Source organism: Streptomyces sp. NPDC091371 (assembly GCF_040684275.1).
GTDB lineage: Bacteria > Actinomycetota > Actinomycetes > Streptomycetales > Streptomycetaceae > Streptomyces.
In genome coordinates this window covers 1-12,355 of record NZ_JBFBFP010000036.1, presented here as the reverse complement: position 1 = coordinate 12,355, position 12,355 = coordinate 1, and the positions used below count along the sequence as shown (strand labels likewise).

The following is a 12,355-nucleotide window of genomic DNA, read 5'->3' as shown; positions in this document are numbered from 1 at the left end:
GCCGGTTAATTGGGGGGCGTCCGCACCCGGCCCGCACGTAGCGTCGGCCGTATGACCGTCCTGATCCGCGACCTCCGCCCCGACGACCGTTCCGACGCGGAGTCCGTCGTACGGGTACGCCACCGCGCGATGCCCTTCATGATCTCCACCGTCGACAGCGTGGCCCACGAGCTCTCCTCCGCCCACCCCGCCCAGCACTACCGGATCCTGGTCGCCGAAACCGCCGCAGGCATCGTCGGCACCGCCCAGGTCGGCATCGCCCACGACAGCCCCGAGCCCGGCCGGTCGTCCGTCAACGCCTACGTCGACCCCGCCCACCGCGGCCTCGGCGCCGGCGGCCGGCTGCTGCGCGCGGCCGAGGAGCACCTCGCCGCCCAGGGGGCGGTGGAGACGTACGCCTGGGTGCTCGACGAGCCCGCACACCGCGGCTTCGCCGAGCGGCGCGGCTACCGCCCGAGCCGCTCCGCGCACTTCCTGCGCCTGGACCTGGCGGCGGCCGCCCTGCCGCCGCTCCCCGAGGCCCTCCCGGCCGGAGTCGAGATCCGCCCGGCCTCCGCCTTCGCCGCGGACCCGCGTCCGCTGTTCCTCGCCGACGCGGAGACGACCTCCGACGAGCCGGGCGACGTGAGCGCCGAGTTCGACGACTACGAGGACTGGCTCGCGCACACCTGGCACTACCCCTGCCTCGACAAGGAGCTGACCACCGTCGTCCTCGTCGACGGCGAGGTGGCCACCTTCACCGCCGCCCGGACCGACGGCGCCACCCGCTACGGCACGATGATGACCGGCACCCGGCGGGCCTTCCGCGGCCGCGGGCTGGCCAAGCTCGCCAAGCTCGTTTCCTTGCACCGGGCCCGCGCGGCGGGGTTCACGGAGGCCGTCACCGGCAACGACACCGGCAACGGCCCAATGCTCGCCGTCAACAGGTGGTTCGGATACGAGATCTGCGCGACCGAGACGCGCCACGTGAAGAAGCTGGAGTCAGAGTGAGCGTGCAGGAGCTGACCGTGGTCCTGGTCAAGGGCGGACGGGAGAAGATCCGCTACCCGGCGGCGCGGGTGGCCGACGACGGCGACCGGGTCTCGGTGCGCGCACCCTGGGCGGCCGAGGGCGTACGGGACTTCGGGTTCGTGCGCTTCGAGCCGGGCGACGTGTTCGTCGAGCACTTCTGGCGCACCCGCTGGTACGCGGTCAAGGAGGTGTGGACGGGCGACGGCGTCCTCAAGGGCTGGTACTGCGACGTCACGCGCCCGGCCGTGGTGCGCGACGGGGAGATCACGGTGGAGGACCTGGACCTCGACCTGTGGGTCTCCGCGGACGGAGCCTCCGTACTGCGCCTGGACGAGGACGAGTTCGCCGAGAGCGGCCTGGCCGCCACCGACCCGGAGGCGGCGGCCGAGGCCGTCCGCGCCCTCGACACCCTGGACGAGCAGGCCCGCACCCCGGCCGGCCTGCCCGGGCTCCTCTCCTAGCGGCGCCCGGAAGCCGCGCGGGGAGGCCCGAGGGGGCCCTTTCTGTGGCCCCGCTTAGTGCTTCCTTAAGCGGACCCTAAGGATCCCCTCCAGGGGCCCGAAGGCGGCGGAACGCGGTGTGCGGGCCGTTAGTTTGGCTGGGCCAGGGAGGGCCGGAAGCGGCGTCGCCGGGGGGCGACGCCGCTCAGCCCGGGCCCTTGTCCCTGGCGCACCCTGCCTTGTGCCCTAAGGAGACCCAGCCATGCCCGCACCCAGTCGCCGTACCGTGACCCGTATCGCCGGCGTCGCCCTGGCCCCGCTCGCGGTGGCCGCGTACGCCGCCGCTCCCGCGGCCGCGCACGGCTCGATGACGGACCCGGTCAGCCGGGTGGCGGCGTGCTACGCGGAGGGGCCGGAGTCCCCGAAGTCCGCGGCGTGCAAGGCGGCCGTCGCGGCGAGCGGGGCGCAGGCGTTCTACGACTGGAACGCGGTGAACATCGCCAACGCGGCCGGGAACCACCGGGCGTTGATCCCGAACGGCCAGCTGTGCTCGGCCGGCAACGACAAGTACCAGGGCCTGGACCTGGCGCGGGCCGACTGGCCGGCGAGCCCGATGACGGCGGGCGCGCACACCTTCCGCTACAAGGGGACCGCCCCGCACAAGGGCTCCTTCGAGCTGTACGTGACGAAGGACGGCTACGACCCCTCGAAGCCGCTGAAGTGGTCCGACCTGGAGCCGGCGCCGTTCGCGAAGGCCACGGACCCCGGCATGCAGAACGGCGACTACGTGTTCTCGGGCACCGTCCCGAACAAGTCCGGCCGCCACCTGATCTACAGCATCTGGCAGCGCTCCGACAGCCCGGAGGCCTTCTACACCTGCTCGGACGTGGTCTTCGGCAAGGACGACGGCGGTAACGCCGGCAACGCCGGCAACGGCAGCACGCCCAGTGCGAAGCCCAGCACCAAGCCGACCGCGAAGGCCGAGGCGAGTTCCGCCCCGTCGGCGCCGACCGACCAGCAGATCGCCGCCGGGGCGGACAAGTCCACGGTGGAGCACAACGGCCACGGCGACAACGACCCGAAGACGAACGGGAAGGCGAGCACGCTTCCCACCGCCACCACCCCGGCCCCGACGCGCGGCACGAACAACCTCGCGGAGACCGGCGGCAACAGCGCCACCCCGACGATCGCGATCGCCGGGGCCGGCGTCCTCGCCGTGGGCGCGGCCGTGCTGTTCGGACTGGCCCGCCGCCGTACGTCGACGACGGGCCGCCACGGACGCTAGTCGCTCAGTCGAAGACCGAGGCGCAGGTGGTCCGTTCGGCGTGTGCCGGGTCGAGGGCGTTGAGCGCCTCGTGCCAGGCGATCCGGTCGGTGAGTCCGATGGCGACGTGCTCCGAGAGGTCCAGGAAGCACAGGTCCTGGAGCACGACGTTGCGGACGTTCGGGCCGTCGAGGAAGGCGCTCCGGTACGGGGTCACCACCTCGTCGTACTTGGTCGCGATCACCGTGTACTTCACGCCGGGGACGGTGTCCCCGCCCGCGTTCAGCTTCTGCTGGAAGGCGGATCCGGCGATCTGGTCGGCGAGGCCCGGCGTGGCGGTGCTGACCAGGTTCTCGGCGCCGGGGAAGTACGGGAGGAGCTTGGTGAAGCCGAGCAGGTCGGTGCCGTGGTTGTCGGGGGCGAGCCCCACCAGGGCGTTGACCTTCTCGGCTCCGCCGAGGAACTTCAGGTAGTAGCGCGGCATCATGCCGCCCTGCGAGTGCCCGATGATGTCGGTCTTCGCCGCGCCGGTGGCGGCGAGCACCTTGTCGACGAAGACGTCGAGCTGCTCGGCGGACTTGTCGATCGGCCCGAGTCCGTTGAAGAGGGGCACGCCCGGCAGTTGGCCGTAGTCGAGGGAGTAGACGCAGTAGCCGCGGTGCACGAGGTACGGCGCGAGGCCGAGCCAGTTGTCCCAGGAGTTGCCGAAGGTGCCGTGCACGAGCACGACGGGGCGCGGGTGCGCGGCGGACGGCTTGCAGGACCAGTCGTTCCAGCCGCTGGTGGGGGCCGTCGAGGCCTGCGCGGCGCCGGTGGGGGCGACGAGCGCGGCGGCAGTGAGGGCGAGGACGGCCAGCTGGCGGAGCAGTCGTCTCCAGGGCAGCATCGTGTGATCTCCTTGCGGTTCGACTCAAGGGGATGGGCGTGGGGGTTCGTCCCGTGATCCGGATCACAAGGGGGCGCTGCTGCCGTCAAATTACGGGCGAGTAGCAAAACTTGGAAGTTACGCGTCGGTAAAAAATCGCGTGTCGAGCGGCGCACGGCCGGCCTCCGGCGGGCGTCCCGTCACGCCGCGAGCGTGCCCCGCGCGATGACGTGCGGCCCGAAGCGCGCGCGGACCCGGTCCGTGACGGCCTCCAGCCTGCGGGCCTTCTCGTCGTCGGGGTCGAGGCTGAGCTGCCGCGCGGCCCCTTCGGCCGGGCCCAGGTCCTCGGCCCGCAGGGACAGCGCGCGGACCCTGGCCCGCTGGAGGCCGAGGCCCTCGTACAGGGCGTAGGCCGTGGCGGTCAGGGTGGGGGTGTGCGCGGTGGGTTCGCCGAGCGTGCGGGTCCGCGTGAGGGTGGTGCGGTCGGCGCAGCGCACGGTGAGCGAGAGGGTGCGGCAGACCTGGCCCCGGCCCTGTTCCTGTGTACGAAGCCGCGCGCCGAGTTCCTCGGTCAGCGAGAGCAGCGCCCGCCGGTGCCGTGCCGGATCCAGTTCGTCCAGGTCGAAGGCGCGCTCGGCGGCGATGGTCCGGGCGGCGGATCCCGGCCGGACGGGGGTGCGGTCGATGCCCAGGGCGCGTTCGTGCACCTCCCGGCCGAGCCGGGCCCCGAGGATCCGCCGCAGTGCCGCGGGCGGTGCGGCGGCGACCCGGCCGACGGAGTCGAGACCGTAGGAGCACAGCGTGCGGGCGGCCTTGGCGCCGACCCCGTCGAGGGTGCCGACGGGTTTGCCGGCGAGGAACTCCCGTACCGCGGCGGGCTCGTCGGGGATCAGCAGGGTTCCCCCGGGGCGGGCCTCGCGGGCCGCCGCCCGGGCCAGCATGGGGTTGCCGGCCACGCCGACGGCGGCGTCCACCCCGTACAGGGCGAGGGCCCGCACCCGGATCACGGCGGCCAGCTGCACGGCGTCACAGCCGAAGTACCGCAGCGCGCCCCGGACATCGGCGAGGGCGGCGTCGGGCGCCAGCGCCTGCACGGCCGGGGTCAGTCCGCCGAGCAGCGCGAGCACCCCGGCGTACGCCTCGGCCCCGAGCGGCCCCCCGCCGACGGGATACAGCCGCAGGCACATCACGGCCCGCCCCGCCGCCGCCCGCCCTGCCGCCGCCCGCCCTGCCGCCGCCCGCGGGGAAGCCGGGAAACCCCCGGCCGTGCCCGGACCGGCAACCCCGGCCCCCGAAGCCGCCCCGCGCGGGCCCGGCGCATCCGGGCCGGTAAGCCCAGTCCCGGCCCCCGCCCCGCGCGAGCCCGGTGCCGCAGGGCCGAGGAGGGCAGGTCCGGAGCCCGGCCCGCGCAGGCCGTCGCCGGCGCCGGCTCCCGCGGCTGCGGCCGTGCCGGACCCGCCCCGCCCGCCCGTACCCCGACCGGAGGTCATCCCGTGCTCCCCGGGTCCCGTCCGGGCGCGGCCACGGCGCAGGCGAGGGCCTGCTCGATCAGCGCGCGCAGTTCCTCGTCCTGGAGGATCCCCTGGTAGCCGCTGAGGCCGGACAGGCGGTGGTCCGACTCCCGCACCGCCTGCAGTGCGGCCCGGATCGCCGGGCTGATCGCGCCGATGCGGATCAGGGTCCGGAGCGCCTCGTGGAAGAACCTGAAGCCGTCACCACCGGCGGCGACCGGCAACACGAACTCCTCCAGGACCCGCATGGTCGGCTCCACCCGGCCCGTGATCGACCAGAGCGTGATCGCCGCTTCGAGCCGCGGCCACCCCGTGCCGTTCTCCATGGCGGACCGGGCCCGCTCGGCGTACGGCGCGGCGTCGCGGCCGAACTGGGCCAGCCCGCCGACGGACGGCCCGAACCCACGTTCCTCCGCGGCCAGGACCGCGTCGCCGACGAGCCGGAGCTCCGCCGCACGGTCCCCGCTGATGCACATGGCGGTCCAGGTCACCGCCCAATGGTTCCCCGGGTAATCCAGCACCTCACAGGTGCGCAGGGCCGGCCCGGCCGCGCGGGCGGCCGGGCCCAGCGTGCGCAGCACACCGACCACGTGCATGGAGGTCCAGGTGTCGGCGAGCAGGGGCAGGAGGTCCGGCAGGGCCGGCAACGCAGCCTCCCCCCATGCCTCCAGCACCGCGATGAACGCCCGGGTGGCGCCGCCCCGGGCCCCGCCCTGCCGGATCGCCTCCCGCAGCGCGGGCAGCAGGACGTCCGTGTGCGCCCGCAGCGGGATCAGCACGTCCGTGACGTCCGGCCGCCTCGGGTCGGCATTGCCGTAGCCGCGGCCCTGCTCCTCCTCTTGCGCCCGGAGCTGCTCGACCAGGCCCGGGAGCGCACGCGGGTCGCCGATCCGGGCCAGCGCCCACCGGGCGATCTCGCGGACCGTTCCGTCCAGGTACGCGTCGGCTCCGTCGTCGTCGAGCAGCTCCGCGAGCCGGTCGGCGTACGGGGCCGCCGCGGGGCCCAGCGCCGCGAGCATGTTCGCCGCCCGGAGCCGGACGGCCCCGTCCGGATCGTCCAGCAGCCCGCCCGCAAGCGGCAGCAACACGGCTGCCACGGAGCGTCGTTCGAGGAGCATCCGCCACGCCAGGTCCATCGCCTCCCGGCACAGCAGGGCGTCCCCGGCCCACCTCGCCGCCTCGATCAGCCGGGTGACGAAGGACAGCCGCACCTCCGGGTCGCTCTCGAACCCCCGCTCGATCCACCAAAGCACGTCCTCGCGCTCACAGGGGCCGTCGACGGTCGGAACGAACCACATTTCCGCGAACCGCGGCCGCACCGCGAGGTCCGAGAACACCTCGACCAGCCGGTCGAGGTGACGGATCGCCAGTTCACTGTCCCGGGAGGCGTGGACGGCGCCGACCCACATCACCGGATCGTCCCCGCCCAGCACGTCCGCCAGCACGGCCCGCACCGCCTCGACGGCGTCCCGGTCCGCCGCCGGATCGGCCGCGGCTTCACCGAGCGCGAGCAGCACCGGCAACCGCACCGTCAGGTCGGTCTCCACCCGCCACCGGCCCAGCAGCCGGTCGACGCCGCGCGCGAGCGGAATCGCCGCCCGCCGCACCGCCGGATCCGGATCCGCGAGCAGGGACCGCGCCCGGTCCCAGTCCTCCCCCACCCGGCCCGGCGCGTCCAGGGCCACGAGCAGCTCGACCAGGGTGACCCGCGCGCCCATGCCGGGGTCGGCGGCGAGCGCGACGACGAACGGCAGGGCGACCGCCATCGCGGACGGGGTCTCGCGCCCGTCCCGCGCGACGAGGGAGTACAGCGGGTCGCAGTCGCCCTCCGTCGCCCTCGCGCCCGCGCGGGCGAGCCGGCGCAGCGCCCGTGGCACGTCCTCGACCGGCAGGGACGGGTCGCACGTCTCGAGTCCGTCCCACACCACGGCGTCCAGCGCTTCCAGCGACATCCCCGTCATCGTCATCCCGTTCACCCGTACGTCGTCCCGCTCGTCACCGGCCGCCATCGTCGGCGACGGCGGCCGTCCTGTCGCCCGAAATTCCTTCCACCTCCCTCCGGTTACGGCTCAGCCCGCTGAACCGGGGCTGGAGTGCCACAGCTTGCGGCCGGTCGCGGGGCCCTCGCCCGGCGGCTGGAGGTCGGCCCAGGCGTTCATCTCGTACCCCGTGGACATGCGGATCCGGCGGCCGGAGCCCTGCTCGTCCGCCGCACCGCCACCGCCGCCGTCCCCGTCGCCGTCCCCGCCGGAGGCAGCGGCGGCCAGGCGGGCCGCCACCGCGTCCAGGCCGCCCGCGGCCCGCAGTTCGACCAGTTCGGCCAGGTTCCACGCCGCCGACCCGACCACGCTCAGGCTCTGCGGGCCGCGCCGCTGCACGACGCCCCGCACCAGCAGCAGGAAGGAGTGGAAGACGGTGTGCGCGCAGCGCTCGTGGCTGTCGTCGAAGAAGGCCAGGTCGACCAGGCCCGTGCCGTCGTCCAGGGTCGTGAAGATGACCCGCTTCCCGGACCGGATCGGCGGGGTCTGGGTGGCCGCCTTGGCGCCCGCGACCAGGACGGTCTGCCCGTGCCGGGTGTCCCGCAGCCGCCGCGCCGGGATCGCTCCCAGTTCGGCCAGGAAGGCGTGGTGGTCCGCCATCAGGTGCCTCGAGGCGTCCATGCCGAGGACGCCCAGCTCGGCGCTGAGCCGTTCCGCGTCGGAGAGGTCCGGCAGCCCGACGGAGGCCGTGGACCGGCCGCCCTCCAGCGGGAGTTGGGCTCCGCCACGGCCCCCGCCGCGCACCCTGGCGGCCCGCTGCGCGCCGTGCAGTTCCGTCAAGTGCAGCAGCAGGTCACGGCGGTTGGCGCCGAACGCGTCCAACGCACCGACCTGCGCGAGCCGTTCGGCGATCGGACGTCCAGGATGCGCCCGCTCCCAGAAGTCGCGCAGGGAGGCGTACGGCTGCCCGGACTCGATCCGGCCCGCCTCGGCGCCGCTGATGCCGTGGACGTCGGACAGGCCGAGGCGCAGCCCCCACACCTCGCGGGACGACCCATCGGACACCAGTTCGATGCGATGGGCGACCGCGGACCGGTTCACGTCCAGCGGCAGCACCGGCACGCCCCGCCGCCGCGCGTCCGCCAGCAGCAGCCGCTTCGGGTACATGCCCGGGTCGTGCGTGAGCAGCCCGGCGTAGAAGGCCGCCGGGTGGTGCGCCTTGAGCCACGCCGACTGGTACGTGGGCACGGCGAAGGCCACCGCGTGCGCCTTGCAGAAGCCGTACGAGCCGAAGGCCTCCACGATCTCCCAGGTCCGGGCGATCACCTCCGCCGGGTAGCCGCGCTCCCGCGCCGTCGCCGCGAACCAGGCCTTGATCCGCCCCTGCGAATCGGGGTCGGACAGCCCGCGCCGCACGCGGTCGGCCTCGCCCCGCCCGCAGCCGGTCATGACGTGCACGATCTCGATGATCTGCTCGTGGAAGACCACCACCCCGTACGTCTCGCGCAGTGCGTCCGTGAGGTCCTCGTGCGGGAAGCGCACCGGCGCCCGCCCGTGCCGGGCCTCGATGAACGGCCGCACCATGTCGGCGGCCACCGGCCCGGGCCGGAAGAGGGAGATGTCGACGACCAGGTCGTGGAAGGTCGACGGCTGGAGCCGCCCGACCAGGTCCCGCTGGCCCGGGGATTCGATCTGGAAGCAGCCCAGCGTCTCGGCCGAGCGGATCAGTTCGTACGTGGCCCGGTCCCCCGGCGGGACCTGCGCCGGGTCGTCCAGGTCGAGTTCCCGCCCCGTGCCGCGCCGGATCTCGGCGACCGCGTGCGCCATCGCGGACTGCATCCGCACGCCCAGCACGTCGAGCTTGAGCAGCCCGAGCGCCTCCACGTCGTCCTTGTCGAACTGGGACATGGGGAAGCCCTCGCCGCTGGTGGGGACGACGGGCGTGCGGGCGAGCAGGGAGGCGTCGGAGAGCAGCACCCCGCACGGGTGCATGGCGATCCCGCGCGGCAGCGCGTCCAGCGCTTCGACGAGCTCCCACAGCCGCCCGTACGACTCCCCGCGTACGTCGCGCAGTTCGGGGAGTTCTTCCAGTGCGGCGCGGGCGTCGCGGGCCCGGATGTGCGGGAAGGCCTTGGCGAGCCGGTCGACGGCGGCCGGGTCCATGGACAGGGCGGCGCCGACGTCGCGGATGGCGTGCCGGACCCGGTAGGTCTCGGGCATGGAGACGGTGGCGACGCGCTCGGCGCCGAACCGTCCGATGATCCGCCGGTAGACCTCCAGCCGGCGGGCGGACTCCACGTCGATGTCGATGTCGGGCAGGACGCGGCGGCGCTTGGACAGGAACCGCTCCATCAGCAGGCCGTTCTCGACGGGGTCCGCGTGCGCGATGCCGAGGAGGTGGTTGACGAGGGAGCCGGCGCCGGAGCCGCGGGCGGCCACGCGGATGCCCATCTCCCGTACGTCGTCCACGACCTGGGCGACCGTCAGGAAGTACGAGGCGTAGCCGTGGTGGGCGATGATGTCGAGCTCGTGGTGCATCCGCTCCCAGTACGCGGGGTCGTCGGCGTAGCCGCGCAGCACCATGCCGGCCGAGGCGCGGGAGGCGAGGACCCGCTGGGCGGTGCGGTGGGCGGCGCCGACGAGCCGGGCCTCGGGGAAGTGCACGGAGCCGATGCCGAGGTCGTCCTCGGGGTCCACGAAGCAGGCGTCCGCGGTGCGCCGGGTCTCAGCGAGGAGCCGCCGGGCGTCGGCGGGGCGCTGCCCGGCGGCCTGGGCGATCCGGTCGGCGGCCTCGGCCATGGCGGCGGGGTCCTTGAGCCAGCGCTCGCCGGTGTCGAGGGGCCCGCGGGGGTCGATGGGGACCAGCCGGCGGGCCGCGTCGAGGACGTCTGCGACCGGTCCCTGGCCGGGGTCGGCGTAGCGGACGGCGTTGGTCAGCACGGCCGGGACGCCGTGCTCGGCGGCGAAGCCGACCGTACGGGCGGCCAGCCGCAGCGAGCCGGAGCCGGTGCCGGTGCGGCCGTGGTGGACGGCCTCCAGGCGGACCGCGTCCCCGAACACCTCCCGCCAGGGCGCGAGCAGCCGCGCGGCCCGGTCGGGCCGCCCGGCCGCAAGGGCCCGCCCCACGTCGGACCCGGGCCCGAGCAGCACGAAGAGCCCCTCCCCGCGGAGCGCCTCCCAGGGCACCACGGGCTGCCGGCCCGCGTCCCGTACGAAAGGCCCGCCCCCGGCCCACCCGGAGCCGTCGGCCCCGAGCGCGAGCGGTGACCGGCCCGGGCCACCGGCACCCCCGGACCCGGCCAGGCCGCCGCCCGGACCGGCCGCGCCCGCGGCGCCGTCTCCGCCCGCGCCCCCGAAGGGCCCCGCGTGGGCGGCGGTGATCATCCGGCACAGCTCGGCCCACCCGGCGGCCCCGTCCCGGGCGAGGAAGACGGCCCGCGCGGCGGACTCGTCGACGAAGGCCCCGCCCTTGACGGGGGTCCGCCGCCGGTACGAGGCCTCACCGAAGCCGGCCGCACCGGACCCGCCCGAGCCCGAGCCGAAGCCCGACCCGCCCGGCCGGAAGCCGGCCGAGCCCCCCGACCCGGCCGGCCCCGCAGCACCGGGCCCGCCCGAGCCCGCCGCAGGCGAGCCCGCACGGCGGAAGCCACCCGTACCGCCCCCACCCAGACCTGCCGAGCCCGCCGCAGGCGACACGGCCAGGTCCGCGCCGAACAGCGGCCGGATCCCCTCCTTCGCGCACGCCTTCGCGAACCGCACCGCACCCGCCAGGGTGTCGCGGTCCGTCAGGGCGAGGGCGTCCATGCCCCGCTCGGCGGCACGTGCCGCCAGCCGTTCCGGGTGCGAGCCTCCGTAACGCATGGAGAACCCCGAAACGGTGTGCAGATGCGTAAAACCAGGCACCCGCGGCCTCCAGCTTCGATCGTTTGAACACCTCCCCCGTCTCCACCATAGAGCAATTCGAATATCCGTGCGAAACACTTGTTCGACTCTCCAAGCGGAGGTCATCCGTTCGGCCCACCCCTGCTGCGACCCACCCCCGCCACACAGAGCGTGGGGGCATGACCCAGCGCACCGAGAACAGCGACGCAGGCCCGTCCGGCGGCTTCCTCGCCGAGATCAAGGACGCCGTCACCACCCGGGCAGCCCTGCTGGTCCTGGGAGTGCTGGCCCTCCAGCTCGCCTTCATCACCTCGTACATCGGGGCCTTCCACCACCCCGAACCCAGCGAGATCCCGATCGCCGTGGCCGCCCCGGTCGAGCAGCTCACCGACCGGACCGTGCAGCAGCTCGACGCCCTGCCCGGCAAGCCGCTGGACGCCCGTGCGGCCGCGGACAAGGCGGCCGCGACCGAGCAGATCCAGAACCGGGACGTGGACGGCGCGCTGATCGTCAACCCGGCCGGCACCACCGACGAGCTGCTGGTCGCCTCCGGCGCCGGCGCCTCGCTCTCCCAGGCCCTGACGGAGGTCGTGGGCCTCGTCGAGAAGGCCCAGGGGCGCTCCCTCAAGGTCACCGACGTGGCCCCGGCCGACAAGGGCGACGCCCGCGGCCTGAGCTCCTTCTACCTGGTCATCGGCTGGTGCGTGGGCGGCTACCTGTGCGCCGCGATCCTCGCGATCAGCGCCGGCGCCCGGCCCGCGAACTCCGCCCGCGCCGTCATCCGGCTCGGCGCGCTGCTCCTGTACTCCATCGCCGCCGGACTGCTCGGCACGGTCATCGCGGGCCCGGTCCTGGACGCGCTGCCCGGCGGCATCATGCCCCTGTGGGGACTGGGCACCCTGGTCGTCTTCGCGGTCGGCGCGATCACCCTCGCCTTCCAAGGGCTGGCGGGCGTGGTCGGCATCGGCCTCGCGATCCTGCTGGTCGTGGTGCTCGGCAACCCGAGCGCGGGCGGCGCCTACCCGTACCCGCTGCTGCCGCCGTTCTGGAGCGCCATCGGCCCGGCCCTGCCGCCGGGGGCCGGTACGTACGCCGCGCGCTCCATCTCGTACTTCCAGGGCAACGGCGCGGGCGGCCCGATGCTGGTGCTGGCCGGCTGGGCGGTGCTCGGCTCGGCCGTCACCCTGGCCTGCGCGGTCTTCCGCAAGGGCCGGCCGGGAGCCGCGGTGGGCAGCGGGCTCCCCGATGACGCGCCCTCCGTCCCCCGCTTCGCCGGCGAGGGAACGGACGCCCGTTGAAGCCTCCCCTCCCTGAAGGGAGGGGATTCCTAGCTCACTTTGCCTGGCACCTAGCAGGTGGCAGGTCTTACAAGATCAGCACTAGCCGGGTTGAGACCAGCCCGG

Annotated in this window: 8 protein-coding genes; 4 read left to right on the top strand and 4 right to left on the bottom strand. The window is 74.7% G+C overall.

The features are described from left to right. Positions 1–51 precede the first annotated feature (51 nt). The 3 genes from AB0O21_RS29500 to AB0O21_RS29490 all read left to right on the top strand — a co-directional run bounded on the left by AB0O21_RS29500 (position 52) and on the right by AB0O21_RS29490 (position 2,736). On the top strand, positions 52–990 hold the full coding sequence (locus tag AB0O21_RS29500; protein WP_365175899.1) for a GNAT family N-acetyltransferase: 939 nt from the start codon (positions 52–54) through the stop codon (positions 988–990). Beyond that, the gene (locus AB0O21_RS29495) at positions 987–1,472 is read left to right on the top strand and encodes a DUF402 domain-containing protein (RefSeq protein ID WP_365175898.1); all 486 of its coding nucleotides are present in this window, start codon (positions 987–989) and stop codon (positions 1,470–1,472) included. The genes AB0O21_RS29500 and AB0O21_RS29495 overlap by 4 nt, the downstream gene beginning before the upstream one ends. A 241-nt stretch (positions 1,473–1,713) precedes the next feature. Further along, positions 1,714–2,736 carry a lytic polysaccharide monooxygenase gene (locus AB0O21_RS29490; RefSeq protein WP_365175897.1) on the top strand — a complete coding sequence of 341 codons (1,023 nt, stop codon included), beginning with the start codon at positions 1,714–1,716 and terminating at the stop codon, positions 2,734–2,736. Positions 2,737–2,740: 4 nt separating this feature from the next. On the opposite strand, the gene AB0O21_RS29485 is transcribed toward AB0O21_RS29490, so the two are convergent. The 4 genes from AB0O21_RS29485 to dnaE form a co-directional block, all read right to left on the bottom strand. After that, a complete protein-coding gene (locus AB0O21_RS29485) occupies positions 2,741–3,601 on the bottom strand; it encodes an alpha/beta fold hydrolase (RefSeq protein WP_365175896.1) in 861 nt (286 codons plus the stop codon). A 179-nt stretch (positions 3,602–3,780) separates the two neighbouring features. Then, positions 3,781–4,767, bottom strand: a complete 987-nt coding sequence (locus AB0O21_RS29480) for a hypothetical protein (RefSeq protein WP_365175895.1) — start codon at positions 4,765–4,767, stop codon at positions 3,781–3,783. A 299-nt stretch (positions 4,768–5,066) separates the two neighbouring features. Then, positions 5,067–7,100, bottom strand: a complete 2,034-nt coding sequence (locus tag AB0O21_RS29475) for a HEAT repeat domain-containing protein (RefSeq protein ID WP_365175894.1) — start codon at positions 7,098–7,100, stop codon at positions 5,067–5,069. A 60-nt stretch (positions 7,101–7,160) separates the two neighbouring features. Then, a complete protein-coding gene (gene dnaE, locus AB0O21_RS29470) occupies positions 7,161–10,931 on the bottom strand; it encodes a DNA polymerase III subunit alpha (RefSeq protein ID WP_365175893.1) in 3,771 nt (1,256 codons plus the stop codon). 200 nt (positions 10,932–11,131) lie between these two features. On the opposite strand from dnaE, the gene AB0O21_RS29465 reads away from it, so the two are divergent. After that, positions 11,132–12,250, top strand: coding sequence for a DUF3533 domain-containing protein (locus tag AB0O21_RS29465; protein WP_365175892.1), 1,119 nt, complete (start codon positions 11,132–11,134; stop codon positions 12,248–12,250). Positions 12,251–12,355 lie beyond the last annotated feature (105 nt).